Genomic DNA, 24,184 nt, shown 5'->3' with positions numbered 1-24,184 from the left:
GGATGCCCCGGTCGAGCCGGGGCATGACGGCGGAGTTTGGCGCGACCAGGCACCACTGCCATCATGCCATTCTGTCCCTGTTTTGCCCGACGGAGCAATCGATTATTTTGCTTTTCCCGAAGCGAAAAAAACATCAATGGTTCCCGCAGGATGGCTACTTGGCATGGGGTTGTTTTCGCGTTTTTTGTTGGAGGCGCCCCGACCTGTCGCTACGCTGGCACGTCCAGCCGTCCACCCGAGGTGATCCCATGCCGATCCAGCATTTCGCGCCCCCGCCGCACGTCAAGGCGCCGCCGCTGTCCTTTGCCACGCGCGCCGGCGATCTCCTGTTCGTCTCCGGCATTCCCGGCTTCGACGCGACCGGCGCGCTGCCCGATGGCTTCGATGCGCAGTTCGCCAACGTCGCCGTCAACATCAAGCGCGTGCTTGCGGAGGCCGGCGCCGAGATCCGCGATCTCGTCAAGGTCAACGTGCTGCTGACCCGCGCCTCCGACGTGGCCGCCATGAACGCGCTCTATGCCGGCGCCTTCGGCCCGCCGCCCTACCCCGCCCGCACCACCTGCGTGGTCCACGCGCTGCCCGATCCGAAGATGCTGATCGAGATCGAGGCGGTGGCGTCGCTGGCCAACGGGTAGACGTGTGCTCGTCAGGCGATAGTCAAGGGATAAGGATCGTTCGAACAGCCGACGAACGGCTGACATATCCGTGAACGGTCGCCGCCCCGCTTGCCAGCCGCACCATTTTGCCGCACCACTTTCCGTCTCACGTTCCCATCAGGAGATATTTCATGCGTCGCGTTCTCGCCCTCTGTGCCGTTGCCGGCATCGCCACCTCCGTGTTCGCCGTGCCGGCCTCCGCGGCGGTCGGCTATTACGTGATCCGCTGGGACAACACCGGCATCTGCCAGGTCTGGAACGAGGACCTGAAGTACAAGCCGTTCCAGTGGGGCGTGTCGACCTACAAGGTCGTCAGCAAGCCGCTCCCGACTTTCACGGCCGCCTCGGAGCTCCAGATCAAGCTGCGCGCGGAGCGCCGCTGCACGCTCTAGGCGTGAGGCGACAGATCGGATTTCAAGGGGCGGATCGCGCGAGCGGTCCGTCCTTTTCTTTTTGGACGCGCCATTGGTTTTTCGGCCGACATCGCGCATTTTCCGCGCACGCGCTTTGAACCTGGCCCGTTGGCGGACCTACTCACATCTTGTCCGGGGCGCCCCCCCAGCGCCCCGCGCCAACCAGCATCCTTGCCCGCTTGTTTTTGCCCGCTTGTTTTCACACCTCCTGGCTTTGGAGCCAATCGATGCGCGCGCCGACGACAGCAACGGTTCTGGCCGCATCGCTGCTTCTCGCCGCAACGGCGAACGCACAGGCCCCGCAATCCTTCCGCGTGATCTCGCCGGTGTTCGACCAGTTGGTCAGCTTCGCGATGCCTTCGAATTTTTCCGCGGTGTTCGAGAACACCAAGGGCGGCCACTACATCCGCGAGGCCGTGCTGAAGGGCGAGACGCCCGAACGCTGGACCGAGATGATCACCGTGACCGGCGAGAAGGGCATGACGCTCACTCCCGGTTCATCGCCGGAGAAGTTCGCGGGCTCGATCGCAGGCGGTTTCAAATCCGCCTGCCCCGACAGCTTTGCGGCAAGGTCGCTTGGCGCCACCGCGTTCGGCCGCTTCGAAGGTTTCGTCGCCGTGATCGGCTGCGGCCGCGTCGACAGCGGCCCGACCCGGCACAGCGAGACCGCGCTCCTGGTCACGCTGAAGGGTACGACCGACTACTACACGATCCAGTGGGCCGAGCGCGGCCCCGAAAGCGACGAGCCGCCGGTGAACGACGACCGCTGGCAGGCGCGTTTGCGCGCACTCAGCCCGATCGAGCTCTGCCCGATCGTAGCAGGCGAAGCCGCGCCCTATCCAAGCTGCGTGAACAAGAGCTGAGCCCTTACGCGTCCTTGTAGGCGCGGGGATGGATCAGGAGGTCGCGCGCGGCGGCGAGGTCGATGAACGCCTGCGCGCTGCCGCCCTGGTCGGGGTGCATGCCCTTGGCGGCGCGGCGATAGGCCTGGTTGATGTCCTCGCAGGTGAGCTGCACCGCGAGCGGCAGGCCGAGCACCTTGCGGGCGCGATCCTCGCTGGACAATTTTTTCGGCGCGGCATTGCGGCGCCCGAAGCGCGGCGCGGTCAGATCGTGAACGACATCGAGCACCACGCCGAGACGGCGCCGTGCCGCCAGCGTGACGCTGTGATCGTCATTGTCCACGGCCTGGCGCAGCACCGGAAGCGCCTGCTCGGCGGCCGGACGCAGCATGGTATCGGTGCTCATCCGCGCGATCTCGGCCACGAGCCGGCCCGCCTCGGCCCAATCGGCGCCGTCCGCCGACCGCAGGCGTTCGAGTGCGAGTTTCCAGGATTCGAGGCGTTCCATCATGCCCGCAACGTTTAGCAATCAAGACCAGTATGCCAAGGACGCCGTTTCCGACCCCTTAATTTCGAGTTAGCCTTTCATGAAACTTCGAAACGAATCCTGAAGGAAATTGTCACAGCTGCGCGCAGACCGCATCGCGGTCGTTACGCCCCCGCCGGATGGACCGCCAGACCCGGCACGGATCAGTTGAACTGATACGCGAGACCGAAAGTCGCAACGTGGGTGCGCAGTGTGACATCGAAAGTATCGACGGTGTTGCTGGGCGCGAAGTGCGACGTTCGGCCGATTGCGTAAGTCGACGTGCCGAAATCGGCGAAGCGGTATTCGGCGCGCGCCAGCCAGTGATGGCCCAGCGCCGTCTCCAGGCCACCGCCGAGGGTCCAGCCCAGTCTCGTCGTGGAGTTCGCTATCACCGACGGCGATAAATTAAACAAGGTCCGGCAGGGCGCGCTCCCGCAGGTCGAGATCACCTCGTCATGCTGCCACGCCGCACCGCCGCTCGCGAATAGCAGCGTCGCCGGCGTCACCAGGAAGCCGAGACGCGCGCGCAGGCTCGCGTCCCATGTTGACTTCACCACAAGGGAATCGGCGCTCTCGTGGAAGGTGCCGAACGCCGGCGACACCGGATATCCGCTCAGCGTGACGGTCCGGTCGGCAAAGCCGGCGTCGCCTTCGATGCCGGCGACCCATTTGGGCGCGAATTGCCAGTTGACGCCGGCATAGGGACTGGCGCGGAAGGCGGTGCCGTTGAACGGCACGGTGTTCTTCTCGAGCGGGATCAGTGCAACGCCAAACAGTTCCGACGTTGCCGCCGTATCCACCTGCTGCGCGCGGACGCCGAGTCCAAGACCGAGATAGGGGCCGGTCCATGACATCGCGATCGGCGCTGCCTTGGTGATCATCGCTGCCTGCGCTCCTGCCACGATCCGGTCGCCGAACTTGTAGGCCAGGCCGAACGAGGCGGCGTGAGTCTGGATCTTGAGATCGAATTTGTCCGCGGTCGAATTGAAGCCCGAAGCGGGCACGGCGGTCCGAGCAATGGTGAACGGTGTAGCGCCAAAATCGGCGTAGCGATATTCGGCGCGTGCAAACCAATTGCCGCCCAGCGCGGTCTCGATGCCGCCACCGACGGTCCAACCAACCTGGATAGACGATGCGGAAATCACGGCGGGCGAAAATGTAAAGCCGGGACAGTTGGCGCAGTTCGAATTGATGTAGCTACGCTGCCAGGCGATGCCACCGGTCGCATAGGCCAGCGTGGCAGGTGTGAGCAGGAAGCCGAGACGGGCACGCAGGCTGGCGTCCCACTCGGTCTTTGCGGTCAGGCTGTCGGGCGGCAAGGCGAAGCGGACGAAGCCGGGGGAGAAGGCCAGCGACTGGCGCGTGGTGGACTGATCGGCGAAGCCGACATCGCCTTCGAGGCCCGCAATCCATTGCGGCGCCAATTGCCAGTTGAACCCGGTAAAGGCACTGGTGCGGAAGCCCAGCCCGTCGAAGGACGCGCTTGTCGGCCGACCGTCCGCCAAATTCTGCGGGGCGCCGGCGACCGTCTCCGATGTCGCCGTGGCGTCCGTGCGCGAACCACGGAAACCAAGCCCAAGACCCGCATAAAATCCGCCCCAGAGTGACGTGACCGCCGATGGGACCTTGTACGTCGGCGCGCCCCCGATATCCGCCGCCAAGGCAGGCACCGTCGCTACGAACGCGACCAGAGCCGCGCTTCCGCCCCTCAATTTCTTCATGCCCAATACCCCGTCCGCGCGGAATCGCCGCCGCCCCAAATATTCGAGACAGATGTGACGCTGACGGCGCCAAACTTCTTGGACCCAAGCGACGGCGGATCAGACAAGAACGAACTGGCGATGTTCGTGCCGTGCCGTGGCATCTTTGCCACGTCCACCGGAAGTCACCGCGACGCCCGATTGCATAAGGCGTCAGCGCGGCATGGCGTTTCTGCCGCTTCCGTTTTCAACTAGTCTTGCCGGCAACGTTGAAAACCCAGCCAAGGAAACGCCCATGCCTCTCCTCCAAAACCATATCGCCGTCATCACGGGCGCCGGATCCGGCATCGGCCGGGCGATCGCTTCCGGCTACGCCCGCGAGGGCGCGCAAGTGGTGTTGCTCGACGTCAACGCCGACACGGTCGCGGAAGCCGCCGTGGAGATCCGCAATTCCGGCGGCAAGGCCGAGAGCTTTGCGCTCGACGTGACCAAGCGCGACGACTGCTTTGCGCTCGCCAAGCAGGTCGCCGACAAGGTCGGGCAGGTCTCGATCCTCGTCAACAATGCCGGCATCACCCGCCGCAACGCCTTCACCGCGGAGCCGGAGACAGTGGCGAAGGACTGGAACGACATCATCTCGCTCAACCTCAACGGCGTCTTCAACATGACGCAGGCGTTCCTCAGCCCCTTGCGTGCAGCCAAGGGCCGCATCGTCAATATCGGCTCGATCCAGTCCTTCGTGCATCTGCGCACGCCGAGCTCTGCGGCCTACACCACCTCGAAGCACGGCGTGCTCGGCTTCACCAAGGCGCTCGCGGTCGAGCTCGGCAAGGAGGGCGTGCGCGTCAATGCGATCGGGCCGGGCTTCATCGAGACCAATATCAATGCCAATGTGCGCGCGACCAATCCGGCGCTGGTGCAGGCCTTCGTCGATCACACCCCGCTGGCGCGCACCGGCAAGCCCGAGGACATCGTGGGTCCAGCGATCTTCCTTGCGTCGGACATGTCGGCCTACGTCACGGGAACGATCGTGATGGTGGACGGCGGATACCGGACAGTGTGAGCGGGATGACGCCTGCTTTGTAATGCGGGGTATGCTCGCAGGAATATGCAATCCGTGCCAATCGCGGCGGTGCGGCGGCATTCCCAAGGTCAATTCGTGCGATCGCCTGCGGTTAACCTTTCGTTAACCAAACCCGCCCACCGTAGATCTACGGCTTGGGGGTCGTTTGTTCTCGATCCGCTTCCAAAGACGGAAGCGGGCGTTGATCGGGGAGTGTGTCGATGACCACTGTTCACGTCACTGCGTCCGAACCGGGCGCATATGTCCTTTCACCGAACCAGATCGTTCCGCTGCTGATCGGCGCGACCGTCGACGAGGTCGAGCGTGAGCTCGTGCTGCAGACGCTCGCGCGCTGCGACGGCAATCGCACGCGCGCCTCGCGCGTGCTCGGCCTCTCGGTGCGCACGCTGCGCAACAAGATCAGGCTCTATGCCGCGTCCGGCATCGAGGTGCCGGCCTATCACGACTAGCGCGCGACGTGCCGCCGATTGGTGTTGATCATGCGCAGGCGCGAGCCCGGGCGGAATTGCCGCTGTCGTCAAACGCCGCTAATTAGCTTGCTTCCGGTTAAGGGAGCAGCGGCGTGGCAGACGAACAAAAACGGCAGGGACCTCAGGGACCGCGCGGACGGCAGGGCGAACCGGGGCGGCCGGGACCGCAGGGTCATCCAGGCAAACGCGGGCCGGATGGCGCGCGCGGCAAGCCAGGACCTCAGGGCAAGCCGGGACCGATCGGGAAGCCCGGACCGCTGGGCAAGCCCGGTCCGCAAGGCAAGCAGGGCGAAGCCGGACCGCGCGGGGCGGCCGGTGCACCGGGACCTGTCGGACCGCAAGGGCCGGCGGGGCCGCAAGGCCCGCGCGGCGAGGCCGGGCCGCCCGGCCCATTGCCGTCGATCGAGCAGGTGCTGCCGTGGCTCGATCAGCTGTTCGACGCCTGGGACGAGCGCCGCCGGCAGCGCGAGCGTGAAGCCGCCGAGCGCGACGCGTTGGAAGCGGCCGTGCAGGAAACCGACGACGCACCCTTCGGCGATGAGGACGAGAGCAGCGAAGACGACAATCACAGGAAGAAGAAGAAAAAGAAGAAGCACGGCCACAAGGAGTGACGGACGAATCTATTTCGTCCCATTCTCGCGTCGTGGCAGCATGCCCATGCGCTCGAATTGCCAGCGCATGGCGCGGTACCAGAGATAGCCGACCGCTGCGCCGCACAAGGCCAGGATCACGACGTTCGCGCTCGAGAACGAGCCGCTCCACCACGTCATCCACGCGGTCCACAGCAGCGTGAAGACGATGGCACCTGCTTTCAGCGGAAGAAGAGGGCGGCTCATGGTCGTGCTCCCGGGTGTCAAAGGCCCGGCGAACATCATCGCGCGTTGAGACCGTTTTCACCGTGAGCCAGGTCACGGAACGGACGCGCGAGCCCTAACCGAACCGCAGCCGCGAACGTTCCTTGGCCTTTTCCGCCTCGACCTCACGGTCGCGTGCCGGGGCATGGGTGTGCAGCGACGTCAGGAGTTTTCGCGCAGCCTCCGAGACCTCCGCCACCGCACGGTCGAAGGCCGCCTCGTTGGCCTGCGACGGCCTGTTGAAGCCGGACAGTTTGCGAACGAACTGGAGCGCGCTGGCGTGGATCTCATCCTCCGTCGCCCCCGGCTCGAAGTTGAACAGCGTCTTGATGTTGCGGCACATGCAGTCTCTCCTGACCTTTCCCTCAAGGACGACCGGCGAAAACGAAATCCTACATCCTTCCGCACAGTTCTGCTAAGTTCCGCCGCAACGCGGCCGCCGACCAGAGCCGCACGGGGGAAATAGACATGAAAGCTTCCTGCGCGGCGCTGTCAGCCATCCTGTTGTCCGTCTCGTTGGCGGCCATCTCGACATCCGCATGGGCGGCCGATTATCCGGCGCCGAAACAGGGCGACTGGGTCGCCAGGGATTTCAAGTTCCACACTGGCGAGACCATGCCGGAGCTGAAGCTGCACTACACCACCGTGGGTGAGCCGAGCGGCCAGCCGGTCCTGGTGCTGCACGGCACCGGCGGCTCGGGCGCGAGCATGCTGTCGCCCGCCTTCGGCGGCGAGCTGTTCGGCGCGGGGCAGCCACTGGATGCCTCCAAATACTACATCATCATCCCCGACAATATCGGCCATGGAAAATCGTCAAAACCGTCCGACGGGATGAAGACGAGTTTCCCGAAATACGATTACGACGACATGGTCGAAGCTCAGTATCGCCTGGTGACGGAAGGGCTCGGGGTCAAGCACCTGCGGCTCGTCATCGGCAATTCGATGGGCGGCATGCACACCTGGCTGTGGGGCGAGAAATATCCGAAGGCGATGGACGCGCTGATCCCGATGGCCTCGCAGCCGACCGAGATGGCGTCGCGCAACTGGATGCTGCGGCGGATCATGCTCGACACCATCCGCAGCGACCCCGACTACAACGGCGGCAATTACACCAGCCAGCCGCGCATGATGAAATACGCCATCACCGCCTACGGCATTGCGAGCATCGGTGGAACGCTGGCCTATCAATCGCAGGCGCCGACGGCGGCGAAGGCCGACAAGATCGTCGACGAGCGGCTGACCATGCCGATCACGGCAGATGCCAACGACTTCGTCTACCAGTGGGCGTCCTCGCATGACTACAATGCCGGCGAGAAGCTGGGGGCCATCGAAGCGCCGCTGCTGCTGATCAATTCAGCCGACGACGAACGCAATCCGCCTGAGACCGGCATCACGGACGCTGCGATGACGCGGGTCAAGAACAGCAAACTGTATCTCATCCCGGCAAGCACCGAGACGCGCGGCCACGGCACCACCGGAAACGCCAAATTCTACAGCGAGCAGATCCAGCAATTTCTGCAAGCCGCGCCGCAGCAAACGATCGAATCTGCGCGCCGCTGATTTTGCATTGCATCAACGGTCGTCTAGCCCGCATATTATTTGAGCATGCATTACGCTGACGGCTCGGGCTTAATTGCGTCGATGTCCGAATCGACGCGTGGGAAAATCGCGCGCCAACGGCACGACAGGCGATGAGGAGGATCGCATGCACAGGCTCGCACTGTGCGTTTGGCTCGCGGCACTGACGGGCGCCGCGTTCGCGTTCGACAACGGGCAATATGATCACGTCCCGCCCGACATCCGCGCCTGGTTCAAGAGCGTGATCGCACCGAACGGCGTGCCCTGCTGTGACGTCTCCGACGGCCATCGCACGGAGTACGACGTGCGCAGCGGTGCCTATTGGGTGCCGATCGAGGGACAATGGATGGAGGTGCCCGAGCGCGCCATCATCCGCGACCGCGGCAATCCGGTGGGGCAGGCCGTTGTGTGGTACGTCCGTCACCGCGGCGCCGTCATCATTAGTTGCTTCGTGCCGGCCGATGCGGTGTAGCGCGCGATAGCGCCTCGGCGCCGCGTGTGCTAGTTCGGCCGATGGCTCCTGCGAACGACAGAACGCGCGCTGTGATGCGCTTTGTGCTGGCAGCGTTTTACATCGTGGCCGGCATCGCGCATCTGCGGGTCCCCGACAAGCTGCTTGCGATCACGCCGGCTTGGGTTCCGTTTGCAACACAGCTGATCCTCATCACTGGCGTTTGCGAGATCGCAGGAGCGGTTGCGCTGGTGACGAAGCCGCTGCGCTGGTGGGCAGGCGTTGCGCTCGCGCTCTATGCGCTTTGCGTGTGGCCGGCCAACATCAAGCATGCCCTGGAGGGCATCGACCTTCCACCCATCCCCAACAGCTGGCTCTATCACGGGCCGCGGCTGGCGCTGCAGCCGGTGCTGATCTGGTGGGCTTTGTACTGCGCTGGCGTGATCGACTGGCCGTGGCGGCGTGACAAGGGGGATAGCGATCGCGCCGGGAGATGATATTCTCAGACATTCCACCAGGGAGACCTTCGTGACTGATCTTTGCGCCGAAGACCTCGCTACCATCTATGCCCAGCCGAGCCCGCGCGTGATCGCGAAAGCCCGCCCCTCGATCGATGCGCACGCGAAGAAATTCATCGAGATGTCGCCGTTTTGTGTGCTCGCGACGTCGGGAGCCGATGGCAGCGTCGATGCCTCACCACGCGGCGGCGGCGTTGGCTTCGTCCACATCGCCGGCCCCAACCAGCTGCTGATGCCTGATCGCTCCGGCAACAACCGGATCGACAGCTTTCGGAATGTGGTGGAGGGCTCGGGCTTCGTGCATCTGTTGTTCTTCGTCCCCGGCATCGACGAGACGCTGCGCGTCGGCGGTCGCGGCACGCTGTCGGCCGATCCGGACCTGCTCGCCTCAATGGTGGAATTTGGCAAGTCGCCGCGCGCGGTGCTGAACGTCGCCGTCAGCGAAGTCTATTTCCACTGCGGCAAGGCCCTGATGCGCTCGAAGCTGTGGTCATCCGAGAAGGTGCCGCGCTCGGTAATGCCGAGCATCGTCGAGGTGGTCCACGAGCAGACCGGCCTTGGTGAGCCGCAGAGCCAGGAGATCGTGGAAGAGCTCTACAAGACGCAGTTGTAGCTGGCGTCGTGGACTGTCGTCCCGGCCTGGCGCGCAATTGCGCATCAGACCGGCACGGAGTTTGTGGCAGCGCTAACGCGCCGAACTAGTGCCCCTCGCCCTCGAGCCCGCCAACGTGCTTCTGGGTATAGAGTTCGAGGCCGATGCGGCCGATCAGGTCGAGCTGGGTCTCGAGGAAGTCGATGTGGTGCTCCTCGTCGCTCATCAGTTTCTCGAACAGGTCGCGCGTGACGTAGTCCTTGACGCTGTGGCAGTAGGTCGCCGCTTCCTGGTAGAGCGCCCGCGCGCTCATCTCGGCGGCGAGATCGCACTCGATGATCTCCTTGACGTTCTGGCCGATACGCAAGGGATCGAGCACCTGCATGTTCGGGAAGCCGTCGAAGAACAGGATCCGCTCGGTGAGCTTGTCGGCGTGCTCCATCTCCTCGATGGACTCCTTGCGCCAGACCTTGGACATGTCCCGCAGGCCCCAATTGTCGAGGAAGCGGTAGTGCAGCCAGTACTGGTTGATCGCAGTCAGCTCGTGACGCAGTGCCTTGTTGAGATAGTCGATAACTTTTGCGTCGCCCTGCATGGTTCACTCCAGCTCTTGCAGTCCAAATCGGCCGTAAACCGAATTTAGAACGCTTCTAAATGAGTTTGAGGACTGCGGCAACCGGCTACGGGGACGCAGCCGGGGAAAAGCTCAGTCAGGGTTGCGGAAGATTTCAGCAGGCCGCGAGGGCGAACTCGGCCGGCTGGGCCGTCTCGTCATTGGCGGCCACAGTGTGATTGTGCGGACAGCCGGAGCAGCAGGACGAGGCACAGGGGCCGAGCGCTTCATCGATAATGGTCTTGATCGTCCGGGCGCAGCGGCCGCATTCGGCGCTACAGCCGAGACATCCATAGACCTGCTTGGCATGGCGCACGGCGTCGTCGGACTCGGCGACGGCGGCGCGGATGTCGTCATCGCTCAGCACGTTACAGGAACAAACGATCATGGAAGCGGCAGGCCCTTTTGGTGATGCGCCATCATCGATATTTAAGGGGCCGGCCGGATGCAAAAGGAAAAAGCGGAATTTGAAGCTATTCCAAACTAGCCCCGAAACAGCCTAGAACGGCTCTAAAATAGGGCCTTGCGCTGGATCAAGATTGCGGCGGATCTAGTCGCCCCCGCCGCCTCCACCATCGCCGCCGCCCCCGCAATCTCCGCCACTACTGCCGCCATCGCTGCTGGAACAGCTGCCGCCGTCGGTCGAGCTGCCGGAACTGTCGCTGGAAAACCAGCTCCCCAATGAGAAGCCGTCGCTCGTGCCCGCGGAAGTGTCGCCACCGCTATTGCCGCTGGCCCCGGCGCGGGAGCGCCGCTGGCCGCGATTCTGGAGATGGGTGATCCAGCCGTAGCCGATTGCGACGACGATCCCGGCAGCGATCAATGCATTTATCATCGCGTTGCCCATCATCGCCCTCCCCTGGCAGAGCTGCGGTCCATGTTAATTGGTCGCCCCCGGCAAAGGTGCCGTTCATTGATCATTCAATCGAAGTATGGAACTTTACCCCCAAAGAGTTCCCGCGTGTTTTGCTCGAAAGGTCAGTCAATGAAGAAGTCGCTCCTGGCAATCGCTGCCGTCGCCGCTGTGGCCCTTAGCGCCGCTACACCAGCCCAGGCGCAACGCGGCGTTGCCGCGGGCGTGGCAGCCGGAATCATCGGGGGCGCCATTGTCGGTGGGGCGCTGGCCTCTCCGTACTATTACGGGCCCGGCCCTGGCCCCGGCTACGCATATGGTCCGGGATATAGCCCGGGCTACTATCCGCCGCGCTACTACGCGCCGGGCCCGGGCTACGTCGCCGACGACTATTACGGCAACGGCTGCGTCTGGCAGAAGCAGCGCTTCTGGGACGGTTATGCCTGGCGCGTCCGCCGCGCCAGAGTCTGTGGCTGAAGTCGCCCCAAGCCGGTTCATTCCAGATGCGCCGTTCATCTAGGGGCCTGAAAAAGACCGCTTTTTCTCGTCACAGCTCCGTGCGCGTTTACCGCAGATTGACCATTTGCGCGCTTCCTAGCTGCAAGGCCATTTCCATCAGAGTCTGCGTGAACCTTTGAACCCCGGGCGCTCCTAACAAGGAGCATCCATCTCTCAGGAGAGCCAAGAGTATGAAGAAGACTTTAGTTGCCGCCCTTACGGTTGCGACGATCGCCGGTTCGCTGGTGACCGCCACGCCGTCCGCCCAGGCCCATGACGGCGTCGGGGTCGGCATCGCAGCCGGCCTGATCGGCGGCGCGATCGTCGGCGGCGCAATCGCATCGAGCCGTCCCGCCTATGGTGGACCGGTTTACGTGGCCGAGCCCGGCCCGCCGCCGCCGCCCTGCTACTGGCAGCGCCAGCGCTACTGGGACGGCTACGGCTGGACCGTCCGCCCGGTTCGCGTTTGCTACTGATCTGATCGCATGGCGCACATGAGCGCCGCGATCGAAGCCCGGCCGAGCACCTCGGCCGGGCTTTTTTTCTTTTGGCTGGCCCTGTGCCTACGGCGCCGCCTGGATCGAGCGCAGCACCTCTTCGCTCGGCCAGCAATCGACCTTGAGGCCTGCGGACTTCTGGTAGGCGCCGAGCGCAGCGCGCGTCTGCATGCCCGCCTTGCCGTCGATCTTGTCCTTGTAGAGCCCCGCGCGCGTGAGCCCGCGCTGCATCGCCTCGACATCCCTGGTTCGCAATTGCTTCGAGGCAGACCACGGCGTCGCGAACGGTTGCGGGCTCGTCATGCGGTCGGCGAGATGGCCGACGAACAGCACGTAGAGATCGGAGAAATTGTATTCCTTGATGACGAAGTAGTTCTTCGTGGTCAGGAAGGACGGGCCGTAGATGCCTTCGGGTTGCAGCAGCGAGGCCGGCTGGGCCTGCTCGGCGGCAGTGAGCTTTTGTCCACGCACCGGCACAAAGCCTTCGCGCAGCCACTGGCCGATCGGCTTCGTCACCTCGGGCACGCCAGCGGTGCAATCGACCTTGGCCGGTGCCTGCACCTCGTAAGCCCAGCGCACGCCGCTCTGCCAGCCCTTGTTGACGAGCTGCTGCGCAGCGGAGGCCAGCGCATCCGGCACCGAATGCCAGATGTCGATGCGGCCGTCGCGGTCGAAATCGACGCCGTGCTTGTAATATTCGGACGGCAGGAATTGCGTGAGCCCGGTCGCGCCGGCCCAGGACGAGCGCATGTCCTTGCGTGTCACCACGCCGTCACCGAGAATTTTCAGCGAGAGGATGAACTCGTTGCGATAGGTGTCCTTGCGGCGGCCGACATAGGCCTGCGTCGCCAGCACGCGCACGAGATCGTAAGGCAGTGTGTAGCGGCCGTAGTCGGTCTCGCGGCCCCAGATCGCCAGCATGACGGTGGCCGGCACGCCCGAGCTCTTCTCGATCTCGGTCAGGGCCGGACGATATTTTTGCAGCAGCCGCTGCCCCTCGCCCGCAAGCCGCGCGATCGAGGCTTCCCTGACATAGTCCGCCGGCACCTGCACGAACTCGGCCTGCGACGGCGCCCCGGTCGCGGGCCGCCCCGGCAGGATCAGATCCGGCAGCTTGTAATCCGGCTCGAGGCCGCGCGTCTCTCGTTCGAACGTCGCGCGCGACACGCCAGCGGCCTCCGCCTCCGGCCACAGCGAGGCGATGAACTGCGTGAAAGCGGCGTCGGCAGCGCGGGCGGGCGACAGGCCGCAGGTGATAGCGATCACCGCAGCTATGAGCACCCGCCGCATCATGCCGAGATCACCGCGTCAGCTTCTTGTACTTCACGCGATGCGGAATGATGCTTTCTTGGCCGAGCCGGCGCATCTTGTCCTTCTCGTAGTCCTGGAAGTTGCCCTCGAACCATTCGACATGGCTGTCGCCCTCGAAGGCCAGGATGTGGGTCGCGATGCGGTCGAGGAACCAGCGATCATGGCTGATGATGACGGCGCAGCCGGCAAAATCCTCCAGCGCCTCTTCGAGCGCACGCAGCGTGTCGACGTCGAGGTCGTTGGTCGGCTCGTCGAGCAGCAGCACGTTGGCGCCGGATTTCAGCATTTTCGCAAGGTGCACGCGGTTGCGTTCACCGCCGGAGAGCGCGCCGACTTTCTTCTGCTGGTCGGCGCCCTTGAAGTTGAACGACGAACAATAGCCGCGTGAATTGACTTCCCTCTTGCCGAGCAGGATCAGCTCGTTGCCGCCGGAGATCTCCTCCCACACGTTCTTGCTGCCATCGAGCGCGTCGCGCGACTGGTCGACGTAACCGAGATGAACGCTCTCGCCGACCGTGATGGTGCCCTTGTCCGGCTGTTCCTGCTTGGTGATCATCCTGAACAGCGTGGTCTTGCCGGCGCCGTTGGCGCCGATCACGCCGACGATACCGCCGGGCGGCAGCTTGAAAGTGAGATCGTCGATCAGCATGCGATCGCCGAAACCTTTGCTGAGCCCTTCGAAGTCGACCACGTTCTGACCTAGGCGCTCGGCCACCGGAATCGTGATCTGCGCGGTCTGTGTCTGCTTTTCGCTCGCCTGCTTCAGGAGCTCGTCATAGCGCTGATAACGCGCCTTGGATTTGGCCTGGCGGGCTTTCGGCGAGGACGCGATCCATTCCTGCTCGCGGGCGAGCGTCTTCTGATGCGCAGCGTCCTCGCGGCCCTCCTGCTCGAGCCGCTTCTGTTTCTGCTGCAGCCAGGACGAGTAATTGCCCTCGTAGGGAATGCCCTTGCCGCGATCGAGCTCGAGAATCCAGCTCGTGACGTTGTCGAGGAAGTAGCGGTCATGGGTGACGATCAGGATCGCGCCGGGATAGTTGCGCAGATGGCCTTCCAGCCACGACACCGATTCCGCGTCGAGATGGTTGGTCGGTTCGTCCAGCAGCAACAACTCAGGCTGGTCGAGCAGCAGCTTGCACAGTGCGACGCGACGGCGCTCACCGCCGGAGAGTTTCGACACGTCGGCATCGTCGGGCGGACAGCGCAGCGCATCCATGGCCTGGTCGACCTTGCTGTCGAGATCCCAGAGGCCCTGGGCCTCGATCTCGTCCTGCAGCTTGGTCATCTCGTCGGCGGTCTCCTCGGAGTAGTTCATCGCCAGATCGTTGTAGCGATCGAGGATAGCCTTCTGCTTGGCAACGCCCAGCATGACGTTCTCGCGCACGCTGAGTGCCGGATCGAGATGCGGCTCCTGCTCGAGATAGCCGACGCGGGCGCCCTGGGCGACCCAGGCCTCGCCGTTGTACTCCTTGTCGAGGCCGGCCATGATCTTGAGCAGCGTCGACTTGCCCGAGCCGTTGACACCGAGCACGCCGATCTTGGCGTCCGGGTAGAAGCTCAGATGGATGTTATCGAGCACCTTCCGGGTCGGGTAGCTCTTGGTCAGGCCCTGCATGAAATAGATGAACTGGCGCGCCATCGGTCCCGAAAACCTTCGATTTGAGGAAATTTGCTTGCCGCCGATGTAGCGATCCCGCCCCCAAAGGGCAATGTTTTCCCTCCGTTCACCACGGATGAATACGGGACGGACACCATCCCGCCGCTGATCCGGACAATTGAAACCATCTTTTAATAAATCAGGCCAAAGCTCGTTTTCGCGCGGAAACAGCGCCACCCGCTCAGAATGAACGGGAGCATAGCGAGACAGCGTCATGGCCATGATCGAGACCCATTCCCTTCCCGTTCCGGCGGAAGCCGGCAGCGCCGCCGCATTTGCCTCGGAGATCAAGGGCTTCTGGAAGCGCTTCTTCGCCACCGCTTTCAATCCCTACCGGCCCGAACTGCACTACATGCGCGGCCCCGGCCCCGCCTGGCGTGCCAAGCACGGCATGAATGCGCCGTTCCGGCTCAAGCCCCGCGACCTCTGAGCCTTTATCAGCTGTCGGATTTTTGAAGACGCGAACGGCTTGCGCACGGTCCTGATTGCGCGCAACCATGGCCTGGTTCCACCTCTCGCCATGGAAGAACGCTGATGACGCGGCTGCGCTGTGCAATTCTGGACGACTATTTCAACCTCGCCCTCGACGTCGCCGATTGGCAAAGCCTGTCCGACCGGATCGACGTCACCGTGTTCAGCCACCCCTTCGCCTCCGAGCAGGCCGCGGCGAGCGCGCTGGCCGATTTCGAGATCGTCTGTGCGATGCGCGAGCGCACCGCGTTCCCGAAGAGCCTGTTCGAAAGCCTGCCGAAGCTGAAGCTGCTGCTGACATCAGGCATGCGCAACGCCTCGATCGACATGGAGGCCGCCAAGGCGCGCGGCATCACGATCGGCGGCACGCAATATTCGCGCGATCCGACTGCGCCCCTCACCATGGGCTTGATCCTGGAACTGACCCGCGGCATCGGCCGCGAGAACGCACGCATGCATGCGGGCGAGCCTTGGCAGGCCTTTGCCGGCGTCGAGATCGAGGGATTGACGCTCGGCGTCGTCGGGCTCGGCAAGCTCGGCAGCAAGATGGCTGATATCGCGAAGGCGTTCGGCATGAACGTGATCGCCTGGAGCCCGAACCTGACCCCGGAGAAGTGCAAGGACGCCGGCGTCGGCTACGCCACCAAGGAGGAGCTGTTCTCCAAGGCCGATATCGTCAGCATCCATGTGGTGTTGAGCGAGCGCTCGCGCGGGCTGGTCGGGGCTGCCGATCTCGCGCGGATGAAGCCGACGGCCTTCGTCGTCAACACCGCGCGCGGGCCGATCGTGGACGAGCAGGCGCTGCTCGAGGCGTTGCAGCAGAAGAGGATTGCAGGCGCCGGCATCGACGTGTTCTCGGTCGAGCCGCTGCCGACGGACCATCCCTTCCGCAAGCTCGACAACCTCGTGCTGACGCCGCATCTCGGCTACGCCACCGAGGACGGCTTGCGCATCCATTACGGCCAGATGGTCGAGGCGATCGACGCCTTCACCAAGGGCAGCGGGCTGCCGCGGAAGCTGGCCTGAAGCCTCAGGCCGCCGTGCGGTGGCTGGCGGGCTGCCGCGCTGCATCGGCAAAGCCGTCGCGCCAGGAGGCATGCGCCGGCAGCCAGCCGAGCTCGCGCTTGGCCTTGGCGTTGGATGCTCCGCGCACCTCCGTCATCATCGCAACCATATGCTCGCCCGCAAGCAGGCGCCCGAGCCAGGCGGGAATGTGACGCGGCGGCTTGACACCAAGCAATTCGGCCAGCGCGGGCAACCAGTCCTTCACCGGCGCCGGATGATCGTCGACGATATTGTAGATGCTGCCGGCGCGTCCGCATTCAAGCGCGGCGAGCGTGGCAGAGGCGGCATCTTCGGTGTGAATGAACGACCACGTGCCGCCGCCATCGCCGATCACCGGCACACGCCGGTGGCGCAGCTGGTCGATCATCGCCGGCGAGAGCGTGCCCGTGCCGGGTCCATAGAAGAATCCATAGCGCAGCACGATGCCCTGCGGCGTCGTCGAAGCGGTGACGCTTTGCTCCAGATACCGGATCGCCTCAAGCGTGCGTCGCAGCTCTCGCGGCGGATGCGGGTCAAGTTCATCGGTCTCGGTCTTCACCGTTCCCCCGGCGCGACTGAAGGTCCAGCCGCAGAAGCTTTGCGCGATGAAGCGCCTGGCGCCGGCCTCGCGTGCGGCATTCAGCAGAATGTCGGTTCCGCGGGTGCGGAGCTCGTTGGTTCGCGCGAAAGCCCGATCGAAATGCCGGAGGTCCGTGGCGGCCGCGAGATCTGTCATCTGGTGGATGACGGCGTCGGGCTTTGCCGCAATCACCGCAGCGCGCATGCTGTCGGCATCGAGGCCGTCGGCGACGATCGGCTCCGCACCCAATCGCCGCACAAGATCTGTTTTTGCCGCACTCCGTGTCGTGCCGATCACCGAATAACCCGCGGCGACCAGCGCCGGAACAAGATACTGGCCGACCGCGCCGGTCGCGCCCGCAACAAAGATGCGCATCCTGTGCTCCTCAATTCGTTGCAATCCTCCCGGACGTAATCGAGGTGCGGAGCGGTTCAAGCAAGGCATGCGCATACGCAAGCGAGACATGCGCGCATGCGCCAAATGATGACGGCGCGTGACCGAAGGCCACGCGCCGTCATCAGATCAATTCTTGCTAGATCAATTCTTGCGAGGCCAGTTCAGCGCACGGTGACGGGCGCGGGCAGCGGCGGCACCACTGTCGGCTGGGTGCCTCCGACCGGGCCGGCCTGTGCGGCCATCGGAGCGGGGCCGGCAGCGCCGGGCACGGGCGCGGCGGATGCGGTCGCAGTTCCCGGCGGCGGACCACCCGGCATCACGACCACGCGGGTGCCGACCTTGACGCGATCGAACAGATCGGAGACGTCCTCGTTCAGCATGCCGATGCAGCCGGAGGACACGAACTTGCCGATGGTCGAGGGCTGGTTGGTGCCGTGGATGCGGTAGACGGTCGAGCCGAGATACATCGCGCGGGCGCCGAGCGGATTGCCGGGACCGCCGGCCATGAAGCGCGGCAGATAAGGCTGGCGCTCGATCATTTCCGTCGGCGGATGCCAATCCGGCCACTCGGCCTTGCGAGTGATCTTCTGCACGCCGGTCCAGGTGAAGCCGTCGCGGCCGACGCGGACGCCGTAGCGGATCGCACGGCCGTTGCCGAGCACGTAATAAAGGTAGGTATTCGGGGTATCGACGATGAGCGTTCCGGCCGGCTCCTTGGTCGCCAGCGAGACTTCCTGGCGGCGCAGGTTCTGCGGCAGCTGCGCCGGGGCAGCGTCAGGCTGCTCCTCGGGCGGGAGCGAGGCGATCGCCATCGGCCGGCCGTCGGCACCCACGGGCGGCTGCCCGGCCTGGACCGTTCCGGTCGCGCCGGGACCACCGACAGCCTCGGGCGGACGCAGGCCGTCACTGCCGGGCGCCTGAGCCGGACGATCGGCGTAGATCACCGCGGGCGGGCCGGCAGGGCGGCCGTAGCGCGGATCGTCGGGGGATGTCACGGGCCCCTGCGGCGGCGCGGCCGAGTAGACGGGGGCGCCGGCGGGACGGCCATAACGGGGATCATCGGGCGACATCACCGGCCCCTGTGGCGGCGCGGCGGAATACACCGGGGGAGCGCCGGGCGGACGGCCGTAGCGCGGATCCGGGCCGGGCGGCGGCGCTGCCTGCGGCATCGAATCGTCTTCATCGTCCAGCGCGTCGAAACTCGGCGCGCGGTCGCCGGGCCGATATTCGGCCGGCGCGCCATAGCTCGGCGCCTGCTGGACCGGATAGCTCTGGGCCTGCGCGAGCGAGGTTCCCGCCGCAGCGACTGTTGCGGCAGCGCATATCGTCAGAAAATGTTTGATCATCATCGCTCTTGTATAGTCCCCGGGCCCCGTCCGGACCGTTAACGGCCAGATGACGGAAGATAGCGGCACATTCAAGACATGACAGGCGGATTTGTGCCTGATTTGCCGATTTGTGATCCGCAAGACTACCGTTGCCTGCTTGCATCAGGGGACGAAAATCAGCCCACGCCCGAGATCGCAGGAGTCGCCGGCTCCGTTTTTTACGGAACGGCGCGGAATCGTTGCGGTATGTTCGAATCAGCCTGATTCGCCTCCGCTTTGAGCTTCGATCCCCGCGTGGCGAACGCGGCAAGCAGTACCGTCACCGCGTTCAGATGGCTCATGGGCCCTGGCCACTTCGCCGCCGGGGCGGAAATTCGCAATCCCTCGATGCTTCCCGGCTTTCGCTTCCTGTTTGCCGCGATCCTGCTGTCAGCCTCCATCCTGGTGTTCGGCCTGGGCGCCGCCGCGCTGCTGCGGGCGAGCCACGAGCAGTATGTCAGCAACCCCTCCTGGCGGAATGGTCCGCAGGAGCAGGTGTTTGCACAGGCTCCCGAGCCGGCCCTGCCGGTGCTCGCGGTCCTGCGCGCCGAGCCGGAAGCAGCCACCGATCCGACACCGTCGCTGCGCGATCAAGTCCCGACCATCGCGCTGCCGATGAGCGAGCCCGAACAGGTCGTCGCGCTGACGACTGAGACCGACGGTCAGCCGCAGGTCGCTGCACCTCCGGCCGACGTCCCGGCCGAGCCGGCCAATGTCGAGGCCGAGACCAAGGCCGAGAGGACGATGGACGCCGCGGCGCCGGCCTCAAGCAACACGCTGACTCCGGCCGACGCCAGCGCATCCATCGCCGAGACCAAGGCTGTTTCGATCGCTCTCACGAGCAAACCAGCACCTGCCGCCCCCAGCGGAGCCCCGGCTTCGTCCACGTTCGACATGGCGAGCGCGAAGTTCGCCGCATTGAACGACCCGGCGACCACGGCCTGGAAGGATCCGCCGGCGAAAGCCAAGGCCGACTCTAAGGCCGACAGCGGTTCGCCGGAGAGCAAGGCGACCAAGCCGCGGGCGCATCGGGTGAAGAAGCGCCGCCGCATTGTCCGGCGTCCGCCGCCGCCGGTTCAGCAACTCGATCCGTTCGGGCAGCCGCAACCCACGCTCGCCGCGACGACGACCGCGCGCGCACGTCAGTAGGGTTACGCTGGCCCCGTCGCGATCGGCGGTCCCTTTTCCTGCCCCCATTCCGACCACGAGCCGTCATAGAGCGCGGTGTCGGTGATGCCGAGGCGATAGAGCGCGAGCGTCAGCACGCCGGCAGAGACCCCGGAGCCGCAGCTCGTCACAATCGGGGCATCGAGCTTGACGCCGGCGCCCGTGAAGGCGGCGCGGAGATCATCGAGCGGCTTCATCGTGCCGGTCGCGGCGTCGAACAGAAGATTGTAGGGCACGTTGCGCGCGCGCGGGATATGGCCGGAGCGAATGCCCGCGCGCGGCTCCGGCGCCCGTCCCTCGAACCGGTCGGCGGCGCGCGCGTCGATCACCTGCTCGGCACGGCTTTCGACGTTGGCGATCAATTGCTGCATGCTGCGCACGCGCTTGGAATCGTAGCTCGCCTTGAATGTCGCTGGCTTCGGCTTCGCCTCGCCGCTCTCGACCGGACGCCCCTCGGCGCGCCACTTCTTCAGGCCGCCATTGAGGATGCGCACATTGCTATGGCCGAAAGCCAGGAACATCCACCACGCGCGGGGAGCAGCGACCCAGCCGCCGGCATCGTAGATCACGACGGTGTCGGCATTGGAGATGCCGAGATGACCGACATCGTGGCCGAACTGCTCGGCGCTCGGATACATGTGCGGCAGCGGGTTGGAATGGTCCGAGACCGCGTCGACGTCGAAGAACACTGCGCCTGGCAGATGCGCGGCGAGGTAATCATCCTTCGGCAATGGCAGCACGCCGGGCAGCTTAAAGCTGGCGTCGAGCACCTTGACGTTGGCATCGTTGACGTGGGCGGCGAGCCATTCGGTGGAGACGAGGGGATCGGTGGTCATGCGAGGTCTTTCTTGTCATTCCGGGCTAGCGCAACGTGAGCGAGGTTGAAGCAGTGTGCATCCAACTCCGCTGTCATCGCCCGGCCAGTGCGCAATTACGCACTAGGAACGGGCGATCCAGTATTCCAGACGCGATTGCGATTGGGCCGAAAGGCCGCCGCGTACTGGATTCCCCGCTTTCGCGGGGAATGACGCCGGAGATTGGAGCGGCAGCGCAGCACCCTCACCCCTTCTTCTTCGGCTCCCACTGTTGAGTCGGCCCGCCGGCGTCGCGCCAGGCGGCGTAGCCGCCGGCGATGTGGGCGACGGGTTTGAGGCCCATGTCCTGCGCGGTCTTGGCGGCGAGCGCAGAGCGCAAGCCGCCGGCGCAATGGAACACGAACTTCTTGTCCTCCTGGAACACCGGCTTCGCATAAGGGCTCTGCGGATCGATCCAGAATTCGAGCATGCCGCGGGTGCAGGCGAACGCGCCGGGGATGCGGCCGTCGCGCTCGATCTCGCGGGGATCGCGGATATCGACGATGACGACGTCGCCGTTCTTCGAGATCTCGATGGCGTCCTTGGCGGTGAGCGTTTCGATCTCGGCATTGGCCTCGTCGATCAGCGCCTTGATGCCGCGGGTGATGGTCTGGGGCACGTCGTTCTCCCTCTTGTTGTCATTCCGGGGCGCGAGGAGCGCGAGCTAGTGCGTCAATTCCTTCATCGCACCCTCAAGCCCCTCGATCGTGATCGGGTACATGCGGTTGGCGAAGATGCGTTTGATGATGGTGGTGGATTCCGAATAGTCCCAGTGCTTCTGTTGCACGGGATTGAGCCACACCGAATGCGGATAGGTGCGGATGATGCGGTCGAGCCAGACCGAGCCGGGCTCCTCGTTGACGTGCTCGACCGAGCCGCCGGGCACCATGATCTCGTAGGGCGACATCGATGCGTCGCCGACGAACACGATCTTGTAGTCGTGCGGGTATTTATGCAGCACGTCCCAAGTCGGCGTGCGGTCGGTGAAGCGGCGCTTGTTCTGCTTCCACACGCCCTCATAGAGGCAGTTGTGGAAGTAGAAATACTCCATGTGTTTGAACTCGCTCTTCGCCGCCGAGAACAGCTCCTCGACCTGCTCGATATGCGCGTCCATCGAGCCGCCGATGTCGAAGAACACCAGCAGCTTCACCGCGTTGCGGCGCTCGGGCCGCATGTGCACGTCGAGATAGCCGTGATTGGCGGTCTCGCGGATGGTGGTGTCGAGATCGAGTTCGTCAGGCGCGCCGGTTCGTGCGAATTTGCGCAGGCGGCGCAATGCCACCTTGATGTTGCGGATGCCGAGCTCGACATTGCCGTCGAGATCCTTGAACTCGCGCTTGTCCCACACTTTCACGGCGCGGTTGTTGCGGTTCTTGTCCTGGCCGATGCGGATGCCTTCGGGATTGTAGCCATGGGCGCCGAACGGCGAGGTGCCGGCGGTGCCGATCCACTTCGATCCGCCCTGGTGCCGGCCCTTCTGCTCCTCGAGGCGCTTCTTCAGGGTCTCCATGAGCTTGTCCCAGCCCATGGCCTCGATCTGCTTCTTCTCTTCGTCGGTCAGGTATTTCTCGGCGAGCTTCTTCAGCCACTCCTCGGGGATCTCGGCCCCCTCCATGGCGTCGAGCAGGCTTTCCAGCCCCTTGAAGACGGTGCCGAAGACGCGGTCGAACTTGTCGAGGTTGCGCTCGTCCTTCACCAGCGAGGTGCGCGAGAGATAGTAGAAATTCTCGACCGAGTAGTCCGCGAGGTCAGCGTCGAGCGCCTCCATCAGCGTGAGGTATTCGCGCAGCGTCACGGGGACCTGCGCATCGCGCAGAGAAGTGAAGAATTGCAGGAACATGGGTGACAGATTGCCCGTCGGGGGGCGAACGTCAAGGGGCGGAGGCCACTGCTCTGCGCTGGACCGGGAGGCTTTTTGCTCTAGAATTGGTTGTCTCACGGGGTTGTTTTGGGGACGTTTGCAATGGGAATTCTCGCAGCGCTCATCATTGGCGCGATCGCAGGCTGGCTTGCCGGCAAGATTGTCCATGGGGCGGGATTTGGGCTGATCGGCAACATCGTCGTCGGCATCATCGGTGCACTCGTGGCCAGCTGGATTCTGCCTCAGCTGCATATCCAGCTCGCAACCGGCACGGTCGGGGCCATCGTGGATGCCACGATCGGCGCGGTGATTGTGCTCGTCATCCTTTCGCTGATAAAACGGGTCTGAAAGCCTGACCGAACCAGGAACGGCCGCCACGCGCGGCCGTTCCGTTTGTTGGACCAGGGCCATGAAACTGGCAATTCCTGGGACGACGACCAACAAGGACGCACGATGAAATTTACCGGCACCAAGGACTATGTCGCGACCGACGATCTCAAGGTCGCGGTCAATGCCTCGATCGTGCTGGAGCGCCCGCTGCTCATCAAGGGCGAGCCCGGCACCGGCAAGACGGTGCTGGCGGAGGAGGTGGCGAAGGCGCTGAACGCCCCGCTCCTGACCTGGCACATCAAGTCCACTACCAAGGCGCAGCAGGGCCTTTACGAATACGACGCGGTGTCGCGCCTGCGCGACAGCCAGCTCGGCGATGCCCGCGTGTCCGACATCAAGAACTACATCAAGCGCGGCAAACTGTGGGATGCCTTCACCGCCGAGCAGCGCCCGGTCCTCCTGATCGACGAGATCGACAAGGCCGACATCGAATTCCCGAACGATTTGCTGCTCGAGCTCGACCGCATGGAATTCCATGTCTACGAGACCGGCGAGACGATCAAGGCCAAGCAGCGCCCGATCATGATGATCACCTCCAACAACGAGAAGGAGCTGCCGGACGCGTTCCTGCGCCGTTGCTTCTTCCACTACATCAAGTTCCCCGACGCCGACACCATGACCCGAATCGTCGACGTCCACTTCCCCAACATCAAGAAGCGGCTGGTCGAGGAAGCCTTGCGCATTTTCTTCGAGGTCCGCGAGGTGCCCGGCCTGAAGAAGAAGCCGTCGACCTCGGAGCTGCTCGACTGGCTCAAGCTGCTGCTCAACGAAGACATGAGCGTCGAGCAGCTGCGCGAACGCGACCCGCGAAAACTGATCCCGCCGCTGCACGGCGCGCTGCTCAAGAACGAGCAGGACGTGCATCTGTTCGAGCGACTCGCGTTCCTGAGTCGGAGGGAAGTATAGGTTCGAGCGCACTCCGCTGCCGCGCCACCTTC

31 protein-coding genes are annotated in these 24,184 nt (G+C 64.5%); 17 read left to right on the top strand and 14 right to left on the bottom strand.

Annotation, left to right across the window (positions count from 1 at the left end):
- The first annotated feature begins 248 nt into the window (after positions 1-248).
- From IVB47_RS05195 to IVB47_RS05185, 3 genes are all read left to right on the top strand, one after another.
- On the top strand, positions 249-635 hold the full coding sequence (locus IVB47_RS05195) for a RidA family protein (protein ID WP_247460240.1): 387 nt from the start codon (positions 249-251) through the stop codon (positions 633-635).
- 152 nt (positions 636-787) lie between these two features.
- Positions 788-1,048, top strand: a complete 261-nt coding sequence (locus IVB47_RS05190) for a hypothetical protein (protein WP_007613673.1) — start codon at positions 788-790, stop codon at positions 1,046-1,048.
- Positions 1,049-1,296: 248 nt separating this feature from the next.
- On the top strand, positions 1,297-1,932 hold the full coding sequence (locus IVB47_RS05185) for a hypothetical protein (protein ID WP_247460238.1): 636 nt from the start codon (positions 1,297-1,299) through the stop codon (positions 1,930-1,932).
- Positions 1,933-1,936: 4 nt separating this feature from the next.
- Here IVB47_RS05185 and IVB47_RS05180 read toward each other — a convergent pair whose 3' ends face one another.
- Positions 1,937-2,422, bottom strand: coding sequence for a J domain-containing protein (locus IVB47_RS05180; RefSeq protein ID WP_247460236.1), 486 nt, complete (start codon positions 2,420-2,422; stop codon positions 1,937-1,939).
- 179 nt (positions 2,423-2,601) lie between these two features.
- On the bottom strand, positions 2,602-4,161 hold the full coding sequence (locus tag IVB47_RS05175) for an outer membrane beta-barrel protein (RefSeq protein WP_247460234.1): 1,560 nt from the start codon (positions 4,159-4,161) through the stop codon (positions 2,602-2,604).
- 274 nt (positions 4,162-4,435) lie between these two features.
- Here IVB47_RS05175 and fabG point away from each other — a divergent pair, with 274 nt between their 5' ends.
- The 3 genes from fabG to IVB47_RS05160 all read left to right on the top strand — a co-directional run bounded on the left by fabG (position 4,436) and on the right by IVB47_RS05160 (position 6,305).
- Positions 4,436-5,203 carry a 3-oxoacyl-ACP reductase FabG gene (gene fabG, locus IVB47_RS05170; RefSeq protein WP_247460232.1) on the top strand — a complete coding sequence of 256 codons (768 nt, stop codon included), beginning with the start codon at positions 4,436-4,438 and terminating at the stop codon, positions 5,201-5,203.
- Positions 5,204-5,424: 221 nt separating this feature from the next.
- Complete coding sequence (locus IVB47_RS05165; RefSeq protein ID WP_247460230.1) at positions 5,425-5,673, top strand: helix-turn-helix domain-containing protein; 249 nt, start codon at positions 5,425-5,427, stop codon at positions 5,671-5,673.
- A gap of 113 nt (positions 5,674-5,786) precedes the next feature.
- On the top strand, positions 5,787-6,305 hold the full coding sequence (locus IVB47_RS05160) for a collagen-like protein (protein WP_247430928.1): 519 nt from the start codon (positions 5,787-5,789) through the stop codon (positions 6,303-6,305).
- Positions 6,306-6,314: 9 nt separating this feature from the next.
- Here the strand turns inward: IVB47_RS05160 and IVB47_RS05155 are convergent, their stop codons facing one another.
- Positions 6,315-6,530 carry a hypothetical protein gene (locus IVB47_RS05155; protein ID WP_018454140.1) on the bottom strand — a complete coding sequence of 72 codons (216 nt, stop codon included), beginning with the start codon at positions 6,528-6,530 and terminating at the stop codon, positions 6,315-6,317.
- A gap of 94 nt (positions 6,531-6,624) precedes the next feature.
- Entirely contained in the window at positions 6,625-6,891 is a 267-nt protein-coding gene (locus IVB47_RS05150) for a DUF2277 domain-containing protein (RefSeq protein ID WP_247460229.1), read from the bottom strand.
- 125 nt (positions 6,892-7,016) lie between these two features.
- Here IVB47_RS05150 and IVB47_RS05145 point away from each other — a divergent pair, with 125 nt between their 5' ends.
- From IVB47_RS05145 to IVB47_RS05130, 4 genes are all read left to right on the top strand, one after another.
- The gene (locus tag IVB47_RS05145; protein ID WP_247460227.1) at positions 7,017-8,108 is read left to right on the top strand and encodes an alpha/beta fold hydrolase; all 1,092 of its coding nucleotides are present in this window, start codon (positions 7,017-7,019) and stop codon (positions 8,106-8,108) included.
- A 145-nt stretch (positions 8,109-8,253) separates the two neighbouring features.
- Entirely contained in the window at positions 8,254-8,598 is a 345-nt protein-coding gene (locus tag IVB47_RS05140) for a hypothetical protein (RefSeq protein WP_247358549.1), read from the top strand.
- A 41-nt stretch (positions 8,599-8,639) separates the two neighbouring features.
- Positions 8,640-9,074: a DoxX family protein gene (locus IVB47_RS05135; RefSeq protein ID WP_247358547.1), complete on the top strand. Its 435-nt coding sequence runs from the start codon at positions 8,640-8,642 to the stop codon at positions 9,072-9,074.
- 31 nt (positions 9,075-9,105) lie between these two features.
- Positions 9,106-9,708, top strand: coding sequence for an MSMEG_1061 family FMN-dependent PPOX-type flavoprotein (locus IVB47_RS05130; protein WP_247460225.1), 603 nt, complete (start codon positions 9,106-9,108; stop codon positions 9,706-9,708).
- 85 nt (positions 9,709-9,793) lie between these two features.
- On the opposite strand, the gene bfr is transcribed toward IVB47_RS05130, so the two are convergent.
- The 3 genes from bfr to IVB47_RS05115 all read right to left on the bottom strand — a co-directional run bounded on the left by bfr (position 9,794) and on the right by IVB47_RS05115 (position 11,150).
- Positions 9,794-10,282, bottom strand: coding sequence for a bacterioferritin (gene bfr / locus IVB47_RS05125; RefSeq protein WP_007600720.1), 489 nt, complete (start codon positions 10,280-10,282; stop codon positions 9,794-9,796).
- Positions 10,283-10,415: 133 nt separating this feature from the next.
- Positions 10,416-10,688 carry a (2Fe-2S)-binding protein gene (locus IVB47_RS05120; protein WP_027570626.1) on the bottom strand — a complete coding sequence of 91 codons (273 nt, stop codon included), beginning with the start codon at positions 10,686-10,688 and terminating at the stop codon, positions 10,416-10,418.
- A gap of 162 nt (positions 10,689-10,850) precedes the next feature.
- A complete protein-coding gene (locus IVB47_RS05115) occupies positions 10,851-11,150 on the bottom strand; it encodes a hypothetical protein (protein WP_247430944.1) in 300 nt (99 codons plus the stop codon).
- 135 nt (positions 11,151-11,285) lie between these two features.
- Here IVB47_RS05115 and IVB47_RS05110 point away from each other — a divergent pair, with 135 nt between their 5' ends.
- Positions 11,286-11,630 (top strand): hypothetical protein, encoded by a 345-nt coding sequence (locus IVB47_RS05110; protein WP_247358544.1) that lies wholly within the window; start codon positions 11,286-11,288, stop codon positions 11,628-11,630.
- A 212-nt stretch (positions 11,631-11,842) separates the two neighbouring features.
- On the top strand, positions 11,843-12,127 hold the full coding sequence (locus IVB47_RS05105) for a hypothetical protein (RefSeq protein WP_007613695.1): 285 nt from the start codon (positions 11,843-11,845) through the stop codon (positions 12,125-12,127).
- An 87-nt stretch (positions 12,128-12,214) separates the two neighbouring features.
- Here the strand turns inward: IVB47_RS05105 and IVB47_RS05100 are convergent, their stop codons facing one another.
- Positions 12,215-13,441, bottom strand: a complete 1,227-nt coding sequence (locus IVB47_RS05100; protein WP_247358542.1) for a lytic murein transglycosylase — start codon at positions 13,439-13,441, stop codon at positions 12,215-12,217.
- A gap of 7 nt (positions 13,442-13,448) precedes the next feature.
- Positions 13,449-15,098, bottom strand: a complete 1,650-nt coding sequence (gene ettA / locus IVB47_RS05095; protein WP_247460223.1) for an energy-dependent translational throttle protein EttA — start codon at positions 15,096-15,098, stop codon at positions 13,449-13,451.
- Between the two features lie 232 nt (positions 15,099-15,330).
- Here ettA and IVB47_RS05090 point away from each other — a divergent pair, with 232 nt between their 5' ends.
- On the top strand, positions 15,331-15,546 hold the full coding sequence (locus tag IVB47_RS05090) for a hypothetical protein (RefSeq protein WP_247460221.1): 216 nt from the start codon (positions 15,331-15,333) through the stop codon (positions 15,544-15,546).
- A gap of 104 nt (positions 15,547-15,650) precedes the next feature.
- Entirely contained in the window at positions 15,651-16,613 is a 963-nt protein-coding gene (locus IVB47_RS05085) for a D-2-hydroxyacid dehydrogenase family protein (RefSeq protein WP_247287911.1), read from the top strand.
- Positions 16,614-16,617: 4 nt separating this feature from the next.
- On the opposite strand, the gene IVB47_RS05080 is transcribed toward IVB47_RS05085, so the two are convergent.
- Positions 16,618-17,586, bottom strand: a complete 969-nt coding sequence (locus IVB47_RS05080; RefSeq protein WP_247460219.1) for an NAD-dependent epimerase/dehydratase family protein — start codon at positions 17,584-17,586, stop codon at positions 16,618-16,620.
- 182 nt (positions 17,587-17,768) lie between these two features.
- Positions 17,769-18,953, bottom strand: coding sequence for a L,D-transpeptidase (locus IVB47_RS05075; RefSeq protein ID WP_247460549.1), 1,185 nt, complete (start codon positions 18,951-18,953; stop codon positions 17,769-17,771).
- A 321-nt stretch (positions 18,954-19,274) separates the two neighbouring features.
- On the opposite strand from IVB47_RS05075, the gene IVB47_RS05070 reads away from it, so the two are divergent.
- Positions 19,275-20,123, top strand: a complete 849-nt coding sequence (locus IVB47_RS05070) for a hypothetical protein (protein ID WP_247460548.1) — start codon at positions 19,275-19,277, stop codon at positions 20,121-20,123.
- A 2-nt stretch (positions 20,124-20,125) separates the two neighbouring features.
- On the opposite strand, the gene sseA is transcribed toward IVB47_RS05070, so the two are convergent.
- The 3 genes from sseA to IVB47_RS05055 form a co-directional block, all read right to left on the bottom strand.
- A complete protein-coding gene (gene sseA, locus IVB47_RS05065; RefSeq protein ID WP_247460217.1) occupies positions 20,126-20,977 on the bottom strand; it encodes a 3-mercaptopyruvate sulfurtransferase in 852 nt (283 codons plus the stop codon).
- A gap of 223 nt (positions 20,978-21,200) precedes the next feature.
- A complete protein-coding gene (locus tag IVB47_RS05060; protein ID WP_018454122.1) occupies positions 21,201-21,614 on the bottom strand; it encodes a rhodanese-like domain-containing protein in 414 nt (137 codons plus the stop codon).
- Positions 21,615-21,659: 45 nt separating this feature from the next.
- The gene (locus tag IVB47_RS05055) at positions 21,660-22,835 is read right to left on the bottom strand and encodes a VWA domain-containing protein (RefSeq protein ID WP_018454121.1); all 1,176 of its coding nucleotides are present in this window, start codon (positions 22,833-22,835) and stop codon (positions 21,660-21,662) included.
- A gap of 123 nt (positions 22,836-22,958) precedes the next feature.
- Here IVB47_RS05055 and IVB47_RS05050 point away from each other — a divergent pair, with 123 nt between their 5' ends.
- Positions 22,959-23,204, top strand: a complete 246-nt coding sequence (locus tag IVB47_RS05050) for a GlsB/YeaQ/YmgE family stress response membrane protein (RefSeq protein ID WP_007613712.1) — start codon at positions 22,959-22,961, stop codon at positions 23,202-23,204.
- A gap of 105 nt (positions 23,205-23,309) precedes the next feature.
- Positions 23,310-24,152: a MoxR family ATPase gene (locus IVB47_RS05045; RefSeq protein ID WP_247460216.1), complete on the top strand. Its 843-nt coding sequence runs from the start codon at positions 23,310-23,312 to the stop codon at positions 24,150-24,152.
- Positions 24,153-24,184 lie beyond the last annotated feature (32 nt).

The organism is Bradyrhizobium sp. 62 (assembly GCF_023073035.1).
Taxonomy (GTDB): domain Bacteria; phylum Pseudomonadota; class Alphaproteobacteria; order Rhizobiales; family Xanthobacteraceae; genus Bradyrhizobium.
The sequence above is the reverse complement of the archived record's forward strand: the minus strand, read 5'-3'. Positions and strand labels throughout refer to the sequence as shown.